General features: G+C 38.4%; 16 protein-coding genes. 9 read left to right on the top strand and 7 right to left on the bottom strand.

What is annotated here, in order from left to right; genetic code table 11:
* The first annotated feature begins 12 nt into the window (after positions 1-12).
* Both E6H07_15525 and E6H07_15520 read left to right on the top strand, forming a co-directional pair.
* Positions 13-756, top strand: a complete 744-nt coding sequence (locus E6H07_15525) for a class I SAM-dependent methyltransferase (GenBank protein ID TMI62814.1) — start codon at positions 13-15, stop codon at positions 754-756.
* Positions 757-919: 163 nt separating this feature from the next.
* On the top strand, positions 920-1789 hold the full coding sequence (locus tag E6H07_15520) for a hypothetical protein (protein TMI62813.1): 870 nt from the start codon (positions 920-922) through the stop codon (positions 1787-1789).
* Between the two features lie 47 nt (positions 1790-1836).
* Here the strand turns inward: E6H07_15520 and E6H07_15515 are convergent, their stop codons facing one another.
* The 3 genes from E6H07_15515 to E6H07_15505 all read right to left on the bottom strand — a co-directional run bounded on the left by E6H07_15515 (position 1837) and on the right by E6H07_15505 (position 5525).
* Positions 1837-3387, bottom strand: coding sequence for a M20/M25/M40 family metallo-hydrolase (locus tag E6H07_15515; protein TMI62812.1), 1551 nt, complete (start codon positions 3385-3387; stop codon positions 1837-1839).
* 37 nt (positions 3388-3424) lie between these two features.
* Positions 3425-4309: a carboxypeptidase-like regulatory domain-containing protein gene (locus tag E6H07_15510; GenBank protein ID TMI62811.1), complete on the bottom strand. Its 885-nt coding sequence runs from the start codon at positions 4307-4309 to the stop codon at positions 3425-3427.
* Between the two features lie 148 nt (positions 4310-4457).
* A complete protein-coding gene (locus E6H07_15505; GenBank protein ID TMI62810.1) occupies positions 4458-5525 on the bottom strand; it encodes a zinc-binding dehydrogenase in 1068 nt (355 codons plus the stop codon).
* 89 nt (positions 5526-5614) lie between these two features.
* On the opposite strand from E6H07_15505, the gene E6H07_15500 reads away from it, so the two are divergent.
* On the top strand, positions 5615-6154 hold the full coding sequence (locus tag E6H07_15500) for an ester cyclase (protein ID TMI62809.1): 540 nt from the start codon (positions 5615-5617) through the stop codon (positions 6152-6154).
* Between the two features lie 153 nt (positions 6155-6307).
* Complete coding sequence (locus tag E6H07_15495) at positions 6308-7795, top strand: T9SS type A sorting domain-containing protein (protein ID TMI62808.1); 1488 nt, start codon at positions 6308-6310, stop codon at positions 7793-7795.
* 146 nt (positions 7796-7941) lie between these two features.
* Here the strand turns inward: E6H07_15495 and E6H07_15490 are convergent, their stop codons facing one another.
* From E6H07_15490 to E6H07_15475, 4 genes are all read right to left on the bottom strand, one after another.
* Positions 7942-8295 carry a hypothetical protein gene (locus E6H07_15490; protein TMI62807.1) on the bottom strand — a complete coding sequence of 118 codons (354 nt, stop codon included), beginning with the start codon at positions 8293-8295 and terminating at the stop codon, positions 7942-7944.
* Positions 8296-8595: 300 nt separating this feature from the next.
* Complete coding sequence (locus tag E6H07_15485) at positions 8596-8955, bottom strand: hypothetical protein (GenBank protein ID TMI62806.1); 360 nt, start codon at positions 8953-8955, stop codon at positions 8596-8598.
* Positions 8956-9639: 684 nt separating this feature from the next.
* Positions 9640-11889 carry a TonB-dependent receptor gene (locus E6H07_15480; GenBank protein ID TMI63086.1) on the bottom strand — a complete coding sequence of 750 codons (2250 nt, stop codon included), beginning with the start codon at positions 11887-11889 and terminating at the stop codon, positions 9640-9642.
* 151 nt (positions 11890-12040) lie between these two features.
* A complete protein-coding gene (locus E6H07_15475) occupies positions 12041-12679 on the bottom strand; it encodes a DUF3347 domain-containing protein (protein ID TMI62805.1) in 639 nt (212 codons plus the stop codon).
* A gap of 148 nt (positions 12680-12827) precedes the next feature.
* Here E6H07_15475 and E6H07_15470 point away from each other — a divergent pair, with 148 nt between their 5' ends.
* The 5 genes from E6H07_15470 (at position 12828) to E6H07_15450 (ending at position 18166) form a co-directional block, all read left to right on the top strand.
* Positions 12828-13178, top strand: a complete 351-nt coding sequence (locus E6H07_15470; GenBank protein TMI62804.1) for a four helix bundle protein — start codon at positions 12828-12830, stop codon at positions 13176-13178.
* A 66-nt stretch (positions 13179-13244) separates the two neighbouring features.
* Positions 13245-15305, top strand: coding sequence for an ABC-F family ATP-binding cassette domain-containing protein (locus tag E6H07_15465; GenBank protein TMI62803.1), 2061 nt, complete (start codon positions 13245-13247; stop codon positions 15303-15305).
* Between the two features lie 32 nt (positions 15306-15337).
* A complete protein-coding gene (locus E6H07_15460; protein ID TMI62802.1) occupies positions 15338-17077 on the top strand; it encodes a hypothetical protein in 1740 nt (579 codons plus the stop codon).
* 208 nt (positions 17078-17285) lie between these two features.
* On the top strand, positions 17286-17783 hold the full coding sequence (locus E6H07_15455; protein TMI62801.1) for a BON domain-containing protein: 498 nt from the start codon (positions 17286-17288) through the stop codon (positions 17781-17783).
* An 11-nt stretch (positions 17784-17794) separates the two neighbouring features.
* On the top strand, positions 17795-18166 hold the full coding sequence (locus E6H07_15450; protein ID TMI62800.1) for a LysM peptidoglycan-binding domain-containing protein: 372 nt from the start codon (positions 17795-17797) through the stop codon (positions 18164-18166).
* Positions 18167-18174: the final 8 nt, after the last annotated feature.

Here is an 18174-nt window from a genome sequence, read left to right as displayed (position 1 = left end):
ACAAATCCAACTATGGAAAGAAATTACTGGGAAAAAATTGCGCCGGATTATAATGAAGAGATCTTTGATGTGCTGGCTAATGACAGCAAAGGAATTATTCGTAAAATAATCCGACGCTTTGCATCAAAACAAAAAACAGTAATTGATATAGGATGTGCTATTGGGAAATGGCTGCCTATCCTCTCTCCTGCTTTTAAAAAAGTATATGCAATAGATATCTCACAAAAGAACCTTGATATTGCTGCGGACCTATACCCTGATTTTAAGAATGTAAAATATGAACGCATTGATATGTCAGATAAAAGATCAAAAATTCCAAAATGTGATTTCGCCATCTGCATCAATGCAATACTTACAGGTACCCAGCATAAACGAAATATTTTTTTTAGCAATCTGCAAAAATGTGTAAAGAAGAATGGTGATATCATTCTTGTTATTCCTTCCCTGGAATCATCAATGCTAACTTCTATTATCAACCAGCGATGGGATCCTGATAAAGATGCCGGTATAGCAATTCAAAAGAAAAAAGAAAAACTTCAGTTGCAAAATTTGCTGCAAGGCAATGCAAGCATAGATGGCGTATCGCATAAACATTATTTAAAAGAAGAGCTGGAATTGTTGTTGAGCAATGAAGGATTTGTAACAGAAGAATTTCATAAAATAGAATATGAATGGGATACTGAATTTCATAAACCTCCCAAATGGTTGAAAGAGCCCAAACCATGGGATTGGATGGTGCTTGCAAGGAAAAGGTGAATGGGTAATAGATAATCAGCATTATTTTCCCATTTTTCAATATCTGATACCCAGTATCTCAATATCTAATTTCCTAATTTTCAACCCCCTTCTCCCCATCTGTGGAAAAAACATACTATACATTGTGCTTGCTACGTTAGATATTGTGCCAATATCTTAATCTATGGAAACCACCAAAGAGATCAAGGCCCTGCTGCATTTAATCGACGATCCTGACCAGGAAGTGTTCGATGCTGTATCACAAAAAATTGTTGATTATGGCAAACCCATCATCCCTAATCTCGAACATCTTTGGGAAACCACACCAGATGAAGGCATACAGAACAGGATCGAGATCATTATTCACAAACTACATTTCAGAGATCTATCAGATGAATTTCATACATGGAAGGTATCAGGACATCATGACCTGATGGCCGGTGCGTTGCTCGTAAGTAAATTTGGTTTTCCTGATCTGAGTAATACACCTGTTTACCAGGAATTGGAAAAAATAAGACGCAATATCTGGCTCGAGTTAAATAATTATCTCACACCGCTGGAGCAGATCAATATTGTTTCAAGTATTCTTTATAGCTATTTTGGTTTAAAAGGAAATGAGATCAGCTATAAAGAGCCCAACGATTTTCTGATCCATAAGGTACTTGAAACTAAACGTGGCAATCAACCGGCTAATGCAGTACTCTATCTTGTTCTTTGCGAACTGTTGGATATTCCTGTAAAAGCTGTGAATCTTCCGAGACAATCTGTACTTGCTTATTTCAAGCCCGGTTATTCAGATGAAAATCTTCCCAACCCGATAAATAAAATTGAATTCTTCATCGACCCATCATCTGGACAGGTGTTTACACATAATGATGTGGAGCGTTATTTCAAACGGATAGCTGTTCCTCCCGTCGGTACTTATTTCAAACCCATGAAGAACAAACGCATTATCCAGTTTATGCTGGAAGAATATTCAAAATGCTTTGACAACGATAAAGAACGTTATAAAAAGAATGAACTTATTTTACTTGCAGAACTCCTAAATGAATAAGTCCCGCCGAAGCGGGACTTATTTTATATTCATCTAAGTATTTATTATCAAAATCCTCTTTGTGGTGTTGCTGCCTTCTTCGGTAGTTTATCATTACGTTGTGCAGTATGATAAACAAATGATGCAACGATCGTAGATGCCTGCTTCAGATCATCAGCAATTAAATGATCATAAGTGTCCATATTGGTATGATGTGTTCTTGTATCATACTCGATCGGGTCCTGTATAAACTGGAAACCCGGAATACCTAATCCATCAAATGCAAGATGGTCTGTACCGCCGGTATTATTCAGCGTAACTGTTTTTGCGCCAAGATCATTAAAAGGTTCAAGCCATGAAGCAAACACATCTTTTACATTCGGGTTTGACTGGCAATAAATACCACGGATCTTACCTGTACCGTTATCCAAATTGAAATAACCAGCCACCTTGCTGCGTGCAATCGAATCTGTAAAATGATTTTTTACATAATTGCGGCTACCAAATAATCCTTGCTCTTCTCCGCTCCATAATGCAATGCGGATGGTACGGCGGGGTTTTAAACCGCTTGCCATTAATATTCTTACTGCTTCCATCATTACAGAACAACCTGCAGCATTATCCGTTGCGCCTGTTGCTGCATGCCAGCTATCAAGATGGCCGCCGAGCATTACCACTTCATCTTTTAATGCAGGATCGCTACCTGGAATTTCTGCTACTACATTATAGCCTTTGATATCATCAGTAAAGAATTTTGTTTTCACTTCTGCTTCGATCGTTACAGGTGTACCACCTTCGATCATTCTTTGTATACGCAGGTAATCATCACTTGACAATACAACTGATGCAGGAGCTATCTCAGCATCTTTTGCATAAGAACCGCCACTGCTTACGAATAATGTTCCGTCATTTCCCTGTGCACTCATAGCAAGCACCAATGCAGGTTTTTCTTTATTAATGATCTCGGTCATTTTGCGTTGCAATGCAAAACGATTTGCCATATTTCCCTGTTGTCCGCCTTGAGGTCTGCCTTGTCCCTGTCCCTGTACTGCAGGCTGACGTAATTCAGCTTTCGCCATTTTCTCAAGGCTTGTATCAGCTAAACGCTGACCATCTGGTTCAAAAGAAGGTTTTAGCTGTGCAGGAGAATAAGTCATAACGATCTTGCCTTTTAACTGACCTACATATTTTAGTAATTCAGTAGTATCGTTTGCTTTTACAAGTACAATTTCACCTGAGATAGATTTTTTTCCTGGTGTGCTTCCTGTCCAAGCTTTTGGCATTGCTATCAATGGTTGATAATAAGGCGCTGTCAATGCTACATAGCATTTTTCCTGCTCCCAGCCTTTTCCAAAATCTCCCCATGGCTCCAGTTGCGCATTTACCAATCCCATTTTTGTTAATTCATCTTTTGCCCAGTTGGCAGCACGCATAAATCCAGGCGAAGCTGTAAGACGTGGGCCGCTTACATCAGTAAGATGATGAGCATAGTCCATTACTTTGGATTTATTCAATCCTTCTTCTCTTATTTTAGTTACAGCATTCATATCGGCTTTATCCTGTGCAGATAAAATGAAAACTGTAAAGAATGATGTGATTAAAATTGCGATCCTTCTCATATGATTTGTTTTTTATTTAGAAAATTAAATTGATTTATCAGTAATCGAAAAACATTTTCAGGTATAGTCCGTAGGCATCCTCATTGGTCCAGGCGACTGTAGGATATTTGCGGAAATAATGTTCTCCATAATCAGCGCCAATAAAACAAAGTGAAAGCGGACGGCCATCTACGTTTTTACAATCTATCACTTCAAAGCCAATATAAATTTTTTTCTCCCGCAGTAACAGGCCAAGATCTGAAATATCAAACTCCATAACACCATCGAGAGGTGTATGTTTTGTAACGGGAATGATTACAGATTGCTGTAACAGGTCTTCTGCCGGCTCAAAATTCGCAACCTTTCTTACACGAAGCCGCAGCCAGCATGTGTCGCATTTATTATCTACCTGGAAAGCGATCCTGTTCAGCTTATATTTTTTATGCAATACAGTAATGATCCTTCCTATTTCACCGCCGGTACGGTATTCATACCAGCCCCTGTAAAAAGAATAATTAACTGTATCATCACCCATCCTACCGCTTTTCTTGAGGTCATAAACCATCACGGATGGCAGCACTCCTTCAATAGCTTTTAACTGGAACATGCTTTTCATCGTAGCTTCTTTTACAGCTACTTTAAGCGAATGATACCCAACAGATGTAATCAGTATCGTATCATTTTCTTTTACCTGGTTAGGAAGATTTACTTTAAATGTACCAGCTGAATCAGAGATGCTCCCGATCTCTTTACCCAATACACCAACAGATGCATAGGAAATAGGATTCATTGTTTCTTCATCCATAATGTGGCCACGAAAAACTTTCTGGCCGTATGTAAAACATCCGAAAAAAATGAAAATACAGACGGTTATCCCGTATTTCAAAAATTTGTTCAAATGGTTAGTGAGTTTATGCCAATGGCACGGAGTTGTGTTGATCATGTGTGTTACAAAGCCTTAAAAATAAGGCGTGAATTTAGGCCAGTAACGCCGATAAATAAAATTGAAATTATAAGTGGTAAAATGAGCAACAAAAGAGGCTATTATTCAACTAATAAAGTAAAAAGGTAGCCATTCTCATGCTACTTGATCAGGAGTGGAAAACAGGTTTTATACAGCCGTCACGTTTATTGGTAAACAGGTCATATGCTTCTGCTCCTTGACTTAGATCGAAGCGATGCGTTATTATCTGTTCAACAGGACAAGATTGTATCACTTCTTCCCGGATCAGTTTATCAGCATAAAATCTTGCAGGGCATCTGCCGATTTTATACACCAGGTTTTTATCATAGGCTTCGCCGGGAGAAAAAGGGAATGTCTTTGCAGTATGTACACCTGCAGATGAAATAGTTCCTCCGGGCCTCAGCAATTTGATTGCAAGTTTTAATGCTTCGTCACTTCCCACTACTTCCATTACTGCATCTGCTCCCCTGCCGTCGGTTGCATTTAGTATTTCATTCAACACATCGTCTTTCAAAAAATTCAGTGGTGTTGCTTCTAGCTTTTTTGCAAAATCCAATCGGTATCCAATACTATCAATTGCAAATATTTTTTCAGCACCTAAATGTTTAGCAGCAATGATTGTCATCAACCCTACCGGGCCACAGCCAATTACAACATAAATTCCCTGTCCGTCCGGCAGGCGGGCTTTGTCATTCACTCCTGCATTTTCAGCACAGAAATAACCGGTGGAAAAAATATCTCCCAGCAACAATCCTTTTTCATCACTCAGATCGTTGCTCAATGGAACCAATGTACTATCAGCCATCGGCACACGGATATATTCTGCCTGTGCACCGTGCAGGCCATGGCCGTTTTCGATCCAGCCAAAAAGATTTCCCTTTATACACCGGCAAGTCAAACCAATCAGGCAGTAATAACATTCACCACATGAAGTAGTGAAAGGACTCAGAACTCTTGCGCCTTTATGAAATTTTTTGACTGCACTGCCGGTTTCAATTATTTCTCCTGTAAACTCATGCCCCATCACTGTCCCTTTCTCAATCCCGGTTTCTCTGCCATGATATACATGCAGGTCAGATCCGCAGAGTCCAGCCATTTTTATTTTTACGATCGCATCAGTGGGAGCTATTATTTGCGGTTCATTTACAGCCGTGTATAAGATATTTTCTATTCCATTAAAGGTGAGGGCATGCATGGATGAAAGATAAACGAAAAAAATTATTTGTACGGAATTCCGGAATGTGTTTACCTTAATAGTTCTTTTTAAAACTTAAAACTACTATTATGCGAAAGTTAATGCTTTTCTCCTTTGTTATTTTATCAGTTGCTTACATGTCATGCAATTCAGCTGAAGGCGGCATGTCAACAACAGCAAAGAAAAATCTTGAAGTGAATACCGCTATTATGAAAGCTTATGAATCCGGCGACTTCAGTAAAATGGGTGATTATATTGCCGCTGATGCTGTTGACCATGGTGGAGAAAAAGGTGATATAAAAGGATTGGAGAATATTGTTGCTGAAATGAAAAGATACAAGGAGATGGTGAAGGATGCCAAAGTAGAAGTAGTAAAAGAAATGGTCGATGATGAATATGTAATGGTATGGTCTAAAACTTCCGGAACGTTGACAATGGATGGTATGGGCATGAAAGCCGGAGATAAAACAAATATGACAGGAGTTGATGTTGCAAAATTTAAAGATGGCAAAGCCGTTGAGCATTGGATATTTATGGATGTCGCTGAAATGAATAAAATGATGCAGGCTATGATGCCTTCAACGAACTCTATACCGGGTGATACCATCCTTAAGATGCCAAAACAATGAGTTGCTGACCTCATTATTCAAATAATAAATTTAAAAAACCGGGCAAGCTGCCCGGTTTTTTTATTCCCGCTCATACCTTTTCACCGTCGTTCATAACTTTTTTTTGCTCATCTACGAAAAAGGCCGTAGATTAATCTTTCAAAATCAATCGCCATGAAACAAAAAACTCTACTCTTTTTTGTAATGAGTCTATTCATTACATCCCTCTTCGCACAGCAAAACAAAAAACAAAAAGAAACAACCGGCTATGCCATTACTGCCAATGAAAAAGGCGGTCGTAACTGGAAAGAAGTAAAACTGGTTAATATTGTTACCGGTGAAGAACTTCAATCCGTTTACAACAGTAAGGCAGAATTGCAACCAATGAATGCACGAACAGGTAAGCCTGCTGCGAAAAAAGAAAATTTGCTGGAAAAAGAACTTGTTTTAAGGGAAGTAAGAGAAAAGAAAGTTTTGCAGGAAAAAAGAATTGTAAACCTCGACCAGGAATTGAATACCGTTCAGCCGCAAGAGCTGCGTATACCGAGCATAACCACTCATAATGACGGTACGGTCACCATCAACCAGGGGAATGTAACTGTTATCCGTCGGGTTAGTCCTCGTGAACAATCAGACAAACCTTTCGCTACTAACTCAGCGGCGATGGCTTATGATAAAAAGCATGAACGTCTTTATTATACACCAATGGGTATTAACCAGCTTCGTTATATTGATCTAAGATCTAAAACACCAGCTGTTTTCTATTTCGAAGATGAAGCATTCGGAACCGTATCAAATTTTGGGGATGCGCAAAACCAGATAACAAGAATGGTAATAGCATCAGATGGAAACGGCTATGCACTCACCAATGACGGTAATCACCTGATAAAATTTACGACAGGCAAAAAACCTGTAATAACGGATATGGGTGCATTAACTGATGATGCGGCCAATGCAAAAAATTCTGTTCACAGCCGTGGTGGTTATGGCGGAGATATGATCGCTGATAATAAAGAGAATCTTTATTTAATAACTGCTAACCGCAATGTTTATAAAATAGATATCAGCACTAAGGTTGCAAAACATTTAGGTGCTATAAAAGGATTGCCACAAGGCTTCAGCACAAATGGTGCAATGGTAGAAGAAGGAACTAAAGTGATCGTTGCAAGCTCTGAAAATACGATCGGTTATTACCGTTTTGACCTGAACACAATGCAAGCTGAAAAAGTATCTTCTTCATCAGCTGTTTACAATGCCTCTGACCTGGCAAATGGAAATCTTGTAAATGATAAAAAGAAGAAAGAGAAAAAAGAAGAACCAGTTGAAGAAGTGAAGCCAGATGTACAACCTGATGTAGCTTCAAAAACAGCAAGAAGTATTACCGATGAATTGAACTCTAATAGCAGTATTTCTGTTTTCCCGAATCCTGTTACGAACAAACGTGCAAGAATTTCATTTGATGATGTACCGGCCGGGAAATACAGTGTACAAGTGATCGATCTTGGTGGTAAACTAGTAACTAACCAGCAGGTGAATGTACAGGCGAAAGGACAGTTAAGTGAAATTAAACTACCTGCTTCTATTACACCAGGTACTTATTTAGTTAATGTTTCCAATGAAGGCGGCAAGCTTTCAAAATCTGTTAAGTTGATCGTGGAGTAAGTTTAAGTTTTATAAATTCGAAAGGGGCTGCGATGTGCGGCCCTTTTTTTTTGATGAAAAACGTTTAGACAATAGCAGCAGTATTATTTTTTCGAAATCTTTCTTGCGAAGACACCGGGCGGATAGAAAACCCTTGTTAGTGGCAGTTACTTGATAGCAACTTTTTTCCAATGTATATTTATGTCTTTAGTATAAAGCAATGAATTTCCTTGAAACATAAACCATGACGAGTCCATTTTAAGATTGTCAGAAGAATACAAAAACCCCCAGGATGTGTCCAGCATCCCGTCAACGGTAAAAAGAATGGTATCGCCAGCCCTAAAAAACTCTCTGAGCTTTGTATTCTTTAACTGCACACGCAAATCGCTGACAATTTTTGCATCAAGTCCTAGTGAATCTTCCACCTTGCTTAATCGCTGCTCGAACGACTTTCCATCCGCTTCAGAAAGCTGAATAGGAATACCATTCAGGAATTTGTTGTGTCTAGTAAAGTCATCCATTTGGAAAATTTCAGGATTTTCCAAAATTCTCTGTGTGAGCTTGTCAAAAGTCTTCGGGTCGTATTCGATCTCGACCAGATCAAAGTTACAAGCCGTTAGTAATAACACAAATAAACTGATTAATAATCGTACTAGTCGCATACAATGAAGGTAGTTATTGCGCACAACTCGCCGCTTGTCGTAGTGTCTCGTTCCAAATTTAATTAATAATCAGTTTTGGTAATACGATTTTGTATGTCTGTTTAGTTAACGTCGAATCTTCTGTTCCTATATCGAGCTAAACTCTTGCAACCGCAGTTTCTAATAACAGTTCCCCCTTTCAATATAAAAAAGACACTTTATACGGTAGTTTGCATAATTAGCCAAGCTAAAGGGCTTTGTATGCAAAGCTGTATCACTTTTACTTAGTTCAGGAAAAACTTCAAAGTAAGTGCTGTCGGCAAATCGTAAGTAAAAACTGGTAATATTCCCTGTATACTGTCTAACTGGAATTGTATCAACTAAATTTTCTTTAAGTTTTGAGACAAACTCGCCAAGTCGCTGATTTTGGAATTCACAAAGGTTATTAACCTTTGAAGTCTGGCCATTTGCTTCAACCAAAAAAAAGGTCAAGGTCAAAGCAATAAATGCTTTTTTATAATACTTAAGTTTAATTTTCAAGTAATTTTTTTTCTTAATTGCTTACAACTAGCCGCTTGGCCTTATGTCTTGTTCCAAATTTAATTAATAATCAGTTTAAACTGGAACAAAAAAGCAAATCATTATTTCTGCTCGTCCGGGGTCTCGCAGCAGCAGTATTATTTTTTCGAAATCTTTCTTGCGAAGACCCGGGCGGACAGAAATTATACTCAGCCATTTTTCACTTTTGATTTTCTGTATATTGCAATGGATCGCCCAAGTGAAATTAGATACAATACAGCAAATGTCGAAAAGGGAGCAATAAAGAGAAAGTAACTAAATGTTCTCAAAGGCCAGCCAGCAGCAATAACTATGAACGGCAATAGGAGAAGTCCGAAGGCAACTATTTCAATGATTATTCGGAGTCTTGTCATGGGTTTAGTCGAAAAGTATGCCAATAGGATTAAAGAAACATCCGCAAGAACAATCATCACCTTGTAATTTGTCTCGGCCGTAAAAATTCCAGTAACCAAAAACAAACCCCACGGAATTAAAATCATAGAACCTGGTAGACAAATAAAAAAATATGAGATTAATGCCAGTACTTTCATAATTAAGTAGTCGTCAAGGTGGCGTACAACTCGCCGCTTGGCGTAGTGTCTTATTCCAAATTTAATTAATAATCAGTTTAAACCGGAACAAAAAAGCAAATCATTTTCAGTAGAATCAGAATTTAAAATTCCATGTCACAGCAGGTAAGATTGGAAATAGCGAAACTTGTAATGCTTCCACTTTTAAAGTACCATTATAAGGGCTGCCGGTCTGATCGAAATAAATAAAATAAGGATTGAGCCGGCAGTAAGCATTATAAATACTGAATACCCAGTAACTCTGCATTCTTTTCTTTTTTGCTTTTTCTTTAGGTGAAAGTGTAGCAGAAAGATCAAGTCGATGATAAGGAGCTAAACGATATTGATTAACGGCGCTGTACTCCTGTGTAAGAACACCATTGATCACATAAAAACGTTCGGGAAGTGTAGTAGCATTACCGGAAGCATAAACAAATATAGCTCCGAATTTCCAGCGTTTATTCAGTTCATAGTTTCCAACAAGTGACAGATCATGCCGGCGATCGTATTTAGCAGGGAATTTTACACCACCATTTATTTCAGCAAATTTTCGCCATGTCCATGAAATGGTATAGCCGACCCAGCCGGTAAAACGTCCTTTTGTTTTATTCAGAAAAAACTCAGCACCATAACTCCATCCTTTGCCAAAAACAAATTCCTGTTCCGGGTCATTTAAAGATGGCGTATAACCTTCTTTATATTCGATCTGGTTATCCATATTTTTATAATACACTTCAACAGATGCTTCGAAAGTATTCTCTTTAAAGTTTCTGAAATAACCTGCTGAATACAACCAGCTCAGTTGCGGACTCACTAGATAAGTGCTGGGCACCCAGAGATCGGTCGGTAATGTATTACCTGAGTTACTTACTAAATGGATATACTGGTAGTTTCTTGTTACCGATGCTTTTACGGATGACTCATCATTGATAGCATAGCGGAAGGTAACTCTTGGTTCAAACCCGCCATATGATTTTACTTTTTCAAATCTATCGTAATGAGTGCTGTCTAATTTATTGCCATTAGCATCACGTATATATTTATCATAAGGCCCTATTTGTGTAAAATTGCTCCAGCGCAACCCATAATTTATTTTTAGTTTCTCATTTACTTCCCAGTCATCCTGGATATAAAGGGCAGCTTCAGTAGCATGTTTTACACTTTCATTATTCGGAGAAAATATGATCGAGTCCTGCCGGCCACTAAGGATATTCGGAGTAAACTTGTGATAAGTAAACAATCCCCCGAATTTAATTTTATGTTCTGGCAACGGGTAATAATCAAAATCTACTTTCATTGTACCGTCACGTATGCCGGATGATAATGAGAGGTCAAGATTATTTTGCGTAGCCGCGAATTTGAATTTATAATCGTTATAAACCAATGTGGCATTGGAAAATAGTTTGCGGTTAAATACATGGTTCCACCTGAGAGTAGCGGTTGAATTACCCCATGGGATATTGGTTTTAAAATCACGATCGGTATTTGCAAAATCAAAAACATCACGCCCAAAATAACCACTGAGATATATACGGTCTTTCTCCGAAAATTTATAATTCACTTTCGCATTCAGGTCATAGAAATAATAACCGCTGCCATAAAAATTACTTTCTTTACTGATGAATGGTTTTGCAATTACATCTATATAAGTTCGCCGTGCAGAGATAATATAGGACGCCTTGTTTTTTACCAGTGGCCCCTGTATCGAAAATCGTGAAGCGATCGTACCAATACCTCCTTCCATCTGGAATTTGTTGATGTTTCCATCTTTCATCGAAACATCCAGCACGGATGAAAGCCTGCCGCCGTATTGTGCCGGCATTCCGCCTTTTATCAGGCTCACATTTTTTATTGCATCCGAATTAAAAATGGAAAAAAAACCAAACAGGTGACCGGTATTATAAACAACCGCATCATCAAGCATGATCAGGTTTTGATCAGGTCCTCCTCCCCTTACATAAAAACCAGCATTACCTTCACCGGCATTTCTTACACCCGGTAGCAATTGTATCGCTTTTAAAATATCTACTTCACCCATAAATGAAGGGATGTTTTTTATCTGCTCAATACTCAGATCAAATTTTCCCATCTGTGCATTCTTCACATTCGCATCGCGGCGGCGGTTATAAACAACCACCTCTGTCATTGTTGAATTTTTGCCAAGCAATAAGAAACTCTGTTCACGGTTTGCAGTAAGATCAATATCAGTTGAAGTAGTGAGATAAGAAATATGCGAAACGGAAATAGTATAGGAGCCTTCAGCTAATGTAAGGGAATAAAAACCGTACTGATTGCTGCTTACGCCTTTGGGTTGTCCATTCACCATGATATTGGCGCCAATGATCATTTCACCGGAAAGGCTGTCACGAACATAGCCATTCAAAGTGAACTTGCCTGCCGGCGAGGCAGGCTTGCTCTGACCAAAAGAGATCGTTGTTAAGCAAACGATCAGTAAAAAGAAAGATAGTTTTCGCAAGGGTGAAAGGTTTGTCAGTTGATCAATTGGATGCCGATATAAAATTAACTGAATCTTTTGTGCCACCACATTTCAGCATACCACTATGATATTTTGGGTGTGATGTACCGAGATAAGGATTCCTGACCGCTGATCCCGGGCTTAGCCAGTTACCAGCCTGGGCATCATTAAAAGCCATCGGGCATTCCTGGAAATAAACTTTTGCTTTATCGTATTGTATTTTATTCAGCAGTTCATATAATGCCTGTGACATTATATTCAGGGAACCTCTTTGCTCGCTAAGTTCATTGTCGCCAACAATAGCTGATGTTTCAGCTTTTACCGCATTCCAAATTCTTGTTGCATCCGTATATAATAAAGAATCCGTTTTCAGCTCATCAATTTTGAAATTATCCAGCTCAGTTTTAAATGCAGCCGACTCTTTTCTTACAACCGCAGTATCCCATTTCACAAAACCTTCGACCATCATATAATAGGCATTCATGAAACTTTCCACCGATTGATTAAATCCCTCACTATGTTTGCTGATAACAACGCCGGCAGCCTTCTGTTCACCTTGGTTTCCTGTTTTTTCGTCCTTATTTTTATTAAATACAAAAAAATACAACACTGCGGCCGAAACCAGCAGCAAAAGACCCAAAACCGCGATCCCTTTTTTCATAAAAATTTAAATTTTTGCAAAGGTAATTGAAAGCGTTAGCAGTTTAGAAAGCATTATTTTTGTGAATGGTGAATGGTCAATTGTGAATTTGAGCGGTTTTAAATAGAAAAGGCTCTGTTATCAAGCCAGTAACCATAAACTAAATAATATGTTTTTGAAACTTAATCATCAGAAACTGGATATTTACCCTGTATCTATGCTGTTTGTTGCAGAGTGTTATAAACTGAAGAGGCAATTACCTGATTCAGAAAAATTTGCTATGATTTCTCAGATACGAAGAGCAGCTTTATCTGTGCATTTGAATCTAGCAGAGGGTGCGTCCAGAAAATCAGAAGTCGAAAGAAAAAGATTTTATGAAATATCACGCAGTTCATTGGTAGAAATTGATGCTGCACTTGATATAGCTCAACAATTGGGCTATCTTGAAAAAATGTCACTTGAACGATTAGGTGAATCTATAATTAAATGTTTTAAAATCTTATCGGGGCTGATAGATTAAATTTTTCTTTTATCAGACTCTATTCATCATTCACCATTCACAATTCACAATTCACAATTCACGAAAATGTTAGCAGGACTTACAAACGTCACATTCGAATTCGGCTCCCGTATCCTCATCGAGGATGCCACATGGCATATCCATCCCAATGAACGTATTGGCCTTATCGGGTATAACGGAACAGGAAAATCAACTATCCTTAAATTATTTGCCGGTGAGTACTCTCCTTCTGAGGGTGCTGTGGAAAAAAGCAAAAGCACATCTATCGGGTATCTTCACCAGGACCTGTTAAGTTTTGATACCAACGATTCTATTTTAGAAGTAGCACTCAGTGCTTTTGAAAGAGTTTTACAACTGGAAAAAGAAATTGAAGTATTGGGTATTGAACTGGAAAAAACCGGTGATGAAAAAACCTTGCATGAATACACAGATCGTTTGCACGAATTGGAAACATTGGGTGGCTATAATATTCATCACAAGACAGAAGAGATTTTACAGGGCTTAGGTTTTGCAAATGCAGATCTGAAAAGACCTTATAAGGAATTCAGTGGTGGATGGCGGATGCGGGTACTGCTTGCAAAAATGATCTTACAGCAACCCGATCTGTTATTATTGGATGAGCCTACCAATCACCTCGATCTTCCTTCAATTGAATGGCTGGAGAAATATTTGCTGCACTACCAGGGCTCAGTAGTAATTGTAAGTCACGATAAATATTTTTTGAACCGGATGGTTACAAAAATTGTTGAAGTATACCAGCAGCAACTGCATATTTATACCGGCAACTACGATTACTATGAAAGAGAAAAAGCCATACGGGTTGAGTTACAACAAAAAGCTTTTGATAACCAGCAGGATTATATCCGGCAGAATGAGAGATTGATCGAACGTTTCCGTGCTAAAGCAAGTAAAGCAGCGATGGCGCAGAGTCTTATGAAAAAATTGGATAAGTTGGATCGAATAGAAGAAGCTTCTATTGAACGACCCAATATCCGTATCAATTTCAGGTTGGATAAAACGCCGGGTAAAGTATTGGTGGAATTAAAAAATATTTCCAAATCATTTGGCGATAACCTGATCATTAAAAATGCTACAGCAGAAATAGAACGGGGCGATAAGATCGCATTGATAGGCGCCAACGGAAAAGGTAAATCAACGCTGTTGCGAATTATTGCGGGTGTAGAGCCTTTTACTATTGAAGGTGAAGGCGAAAGAAGATGGGGACATAATGTAGAAGAAAGCTTTTATGCGCAGCACCAGTTGGAAGCGTTGAATATTAATAATACCATCCTGGATGAAATGAAAGAATGTGGCAGCCAGATGAACGATCTTGAATTACGTTCATTGCTGGGTTGTTTTCTTTTTAGTGGCGATGACAGCGATAAGAAAATAAAAATTTTAAGTGGTGGTGAAAAAGCAAGGGTGGCATTGGCAAAAACTATTGTAAGTAAAGCCAATTTCCTGATGCTGGATGAACCGACCAACCACTTAGACATGCATAGCTGCGATCTATTGATCGAGGCATTGAATAAATATGAAGGAACGATGATCCTTGTTAGCCACGACCGTTATTTCGTTTCTAAAACAGCAAATAAGATATGGGAAATAGTAGATCATGAAATAAAAGAATTCAAAGGCGGGTATGAAGAATGGGTTGAGTGGAAGAAGAGACAGGAGTCAGGAATCGGTAGTCAGAAGTCAGGAGTTAAGAGTACTGGCAACGAAATGTCTTTAAGTAAATGGGATGTAAAAAAATCTGAATCAAAAAAGTCAAATAGTTCAAATAAGTCAGTTGTTGAAAAAAATAGTAAAGAAAGCAAAACCACCAATACTAAAGAATCTTCTATGATCCCCCCTTCGGGGGGCGGGGGGGCCAAAGAACAAAAAAAAGAATTGCAGAAACAGCAACGCAATTTTCAACAATTAGAGGAAAAGATTGCTGTACTAAAAAAACAAAAAGATGAATTGGAAGCTTCACTAACTGATCCGTCTATTTATTCCGATAAGCAAAAATTTATACAGGCTGAAAATGCATATAAGGAAGCCGCCACTCAATTAGAGCGGTTAAATACTCAATACGAACAGGTTTTTGAGAAAATTGTAGAGTTGGAATCAAAACAAGGGTAAACTTTGTACCTTCTGCAAATAAAACCCTTGATATGAAAGCCCGTTTCATTTTTGCAATCGCTATTCTGTCAACAACTGTTTTATTAGCTTTTCGCTTTTCAGAAAAGCAAAAAACAGTAACACCATTTAATGTTGCTGAGTACAAAAAGAAAAATCTTATTCGCTGCTCACCTGATTGGAATGAGTTAGACGCCTGGATCGAAGAAAACGATATTCCTGTTATTCCCGGTGCCGGGATCTATAAATGGAAAATCTCTACAAAGAATGACAGTGCACAGTTTTATTTTAACCAAGGCATCAATATGTATTACAGCTTTCACATTATTGAAGCAATGGCTTCATTTAAAAAAGCTACTAAGTTTGACCCAAGTTGTGCCATGCTTTATTGGGCACAGGCATTAGCGTACGGCCCTAACATTAATGATTATGGTTATACTGCTTCTTATAATGCATACCTCGCAGCCGGAAGAGCTATTGAAACTTGTGGTGATTGCACTGAGAAAGAAGAGATGCTGATACGGGCACAGCGATCAAGATACACTGGCGATTCAACAGAAGACAGGAAGGCCCTAAACCAGGTGTATATTGATGAAATGAAAGAAGTTTACAAGAAACTTCCAAACGATGCTGATGTTGCTGCTTTGTATGCTGACGCAATGATGCTGCAACATCCCTGGGATCTGTGGAAGATAGATGGCACTCCTAAGCCATGGACTCCGTTAATAAGAGAAGTGCTGGAAAAGCTATTGGTAAAATCGCCAATGCACCCAGCCGCCAATCACTATTATATTCATGTGATGGAACCTTCACCTTTTGCAGCTAAAGCTTTGCCCAGTGCAGAACGTTTGGGAAAAACAAACCCCGGTCTTTCACATGTTGTGCATATGCCATCACATATTTACCTGCGAACAGGGATGTATGACAAAGCTGTTACTGTAAACAATTTTGCTGTCAGCAGCTATAAAAAAATGATACCGCTATATGCCCCGGTTACAGGCGCCGATTTCCTGTACATTATTCATAACCTGCACATGAAGGCAAATAATGCAATGCTGTCAGGAAATTATAAAACATCTGAAGAAGCTGCATTTGAAACACGAAACAGTGTGCCCGCGGATTATTTATCATTACCTGCACCGATGGGTAATGTGTTGCAGTATATTCATATGACACCGGTGCTGCATTATATTCGTTTTGGTAAATGGGATGAATTACTGAAAGAACCACAACCTGCAAGCGAACATATTTATGGAAATATCCTTTATCATTTCGGAAGAAGCATGGCTTTAGCCAATCGATCAAGAATGGTGGAAGCAAAACAGGAATTAACTGAACTGCAACAACTGATGAAAGACAGTTCACTTCAAATACCTTTAACACCATTCTCTCCTGTTATCGAAGGGGCTATGACTGCAGAGCATTTATTAATTGGTACAATTGCTTTAAAAGAAAACAGGAAAGCTGATGCCATTGTTGCTTTTGACAAAGCTGTGGCTACCGAAGAAAATATGATTTACACAGAGCCGAGGGACTGGATGCTGAACCCGAAACATTTTTCAGGTAACGCTTACCTGCAAAATAAAGATGGTATAAATGCAGAAAAAGTTTTCAGGAAAGATCTGCTGAACAATAATGAAAACGGATGGGCATTGTATGGATTATTCAATGCATTAGTACTTCAAAAGAAAACTTCAGAAGCTGCAAAAGTATTGGCGAGATTTAAAACTGCATTCAGTAAAGCAGATATAAAGATCATTTCCCCGGTTTTTTAGTCTGTCAAAAAACTATTCCTTGCTTTAAAGAGTTTAAACAATTAATGTTTAGATAAACTGATTATCGCTACCCGATAGTAAAATCTTTTTTCTATTGCTTACTGTGGCATGATTTTTTCCGCAAGTCTTTCGCAATTCAAAAATGAAGGCGAAAAATATTTTTTTGAAAATAACTACACTCACTTTCTTATCATCTAAAACCAATTTTATGAGTAAAACGATTTTCCGTGTGTTTGCAATCCCATTTTCTGTTCTTATTTTATCTGCTTTTATAACTTCATGCAAGGCCAAAGTAAAAGATGCTGATATAAAAGCGTCTATAGATAAAGCCTATGCATCCAATCCCGATCTTTCAATGGTAATGGTAGGTGTAAATGATGGAACAGCTACACTGACCGGCGAGGTAAAAGATGCTAATGCAAAATCTGAAGCTGAAAGAGCAGCTAAAGATGTTAAAGGTGTAACAGCTGTTGTAAATAATTTAACCATATTTTCTCCTCCGCCACAGGTTGTTATTACACCTGACGATCCGTTAAAAGTTAGCGTAGACAATGTTGTTAAGGATTTTGCCGGCGTATCAGCTTCTATTAATGATGGAGTAGTTACGCTTACCGGTGAAATTAAAAAGGCTGATCTCCAAAAACTAATGATGGCTTTGAATTCATTAAAGCCTAAAAAAGTTGAAAACAAACTTGTAATAAAATAAAACATACCACTATGGCACTAAAAGATAAATATGGTGAACTGGTAAATGTTGGCTATGCAGCAGGCATAACCAATTTACAGGTGCGGGAGCAAGACGGTGTGCTATATATAGATGGCAATGCCCCCTCTGAAGCTGCAAAGAAAAAAATATGGGATGCATATGGAAAACTGGATCCCGATTACCGCTCAGGTGATTTGGTAATGAATATAAATGTAATGGCGGGTGCGGCTCCAACCGAGTACGAAGTTGTTAAAGGCGACAGCCTTTCAAAGATTGGAAAAAAGTTGGGCGTGAAATGGAAAGAAATTTATGAAGCGAATAAAGACAAGATAAAAGATCCTGATCATATTGAACCAGGATGGAAACTCAAAATTCCAGCATAACCATTTAG

Source organism: Bacteroidota bacterium (assembly GCA_005882315.1).
Taxonomy (GTDB): Bacteria; Bacteroidota; Bacteroidia; order Chitinophagales; family Chitinophagaceae; genus VBAR01.
The sequence above is the reverse complement of the archived record's forward strand: the minus strand, read 5'-3'. Positions and strand labels throughout refer to the sequence as shown.

Bases quoted from the DNA above. Each gene is read 5' to 3' on its own strand.
- E6H07_15525 (TMI62814.1), top strand. From the start codon at position 13: ATGGAAAGAAATTACTGGGAAAAAATTGCGCCGGATTATAATGAAGAG.
- E6H07_15520 (TMI62813.1), top strand. From the start codon at position 920: ATGGAAACCACCAAAGAGATCAAGGCCCTGCTGCATTTAATCGACGAT.
- E6H07_15515 (TMI62812.1), bottom strand. From the start codon at position 3,387: ATGAGAAGGATCGCAATTTTAATCACATCATTCTTTACAGTTTTCATT.
- E6H07_15510 (TMI62811.1), bottom strand. From the start codon at position 4,309: ATGATCAACACAACTCCGTGCCATTGGCATAAACTCACTAACCATTTG.
- E6H07_15505 (TMI62810.1), bottom strand. From the start codon at position 5,525: ATGCATGCCCTCACCTTTAATGGAATAGAAAATATCTTATACACGGCT.
- E6H07_15500 (TMI62809.1), top strand. From the start codon at position 5,615: ATGCGAAAGTTAATGCTTTTCTCCTTTGTTATTTTATCAGTTGCTTAC.
- E6H07_15495 (TMI62808.1), top strand. From the start codon at position 6,308: ATGAAACAAAAAACTCTACTCTTTTTTGTAATGAGTCTATTCATTACA.
- E6H07_15490 (TMI62807.1), bottom strand. From the start codon at position 8,295: ATGGATGACTTTACTAGACACAACAAATTCCTGAATGGTATTCCTATT.
- E6H07_15480 (TMI63086.1), bottom strand. From the start codon at position 11,889: ATGATCATTGGCGCCAATATCATGGTGAATGGACAACCCAAAGGCGTA.
- E6H07_15475 (TMI62805.1), bottom strand. From the start codon at position 12,679: ATGAAAAAAGGGATCGCGGTTTTGGGTCTTTTGCTGCTGGTTTCGGCC.
- E6H07_15470 (TMI62804.1), top strand. From the start codon at position 12,828: ATGTTTTTGAAACTTAATCATCAGAAACTGGATATTTACCCTGTATCT.
- E6H07_15465 (TMI62803.1), top strand. From the start codon at position 13,245: ATGTTAGCAGGACTTACAAACGTCACATTCGAATTCGGCTCCCGTATC.
- E6H07_15460 (TMI62802.1), top strand. From the start codon at position 15,338: ATGAAAGCCCGTTTCATTTTTGCAATCGCTATTCTGTCAACAACTGTT.
- E6H07_15455 (TMI62801.1), top strand. From the start codon at position 17,286: ATGAGTAAAACGATTTTCCGTGTGTTTGCAATCCCATTTTCTGTTCTT.
- E6H07_15450 (TMI62800.1), top strand. From the start codon at position 17,795: ATGGCACTAAAAGATAAATATGGTGAACTGGTAAATGTTGGCTATGCA.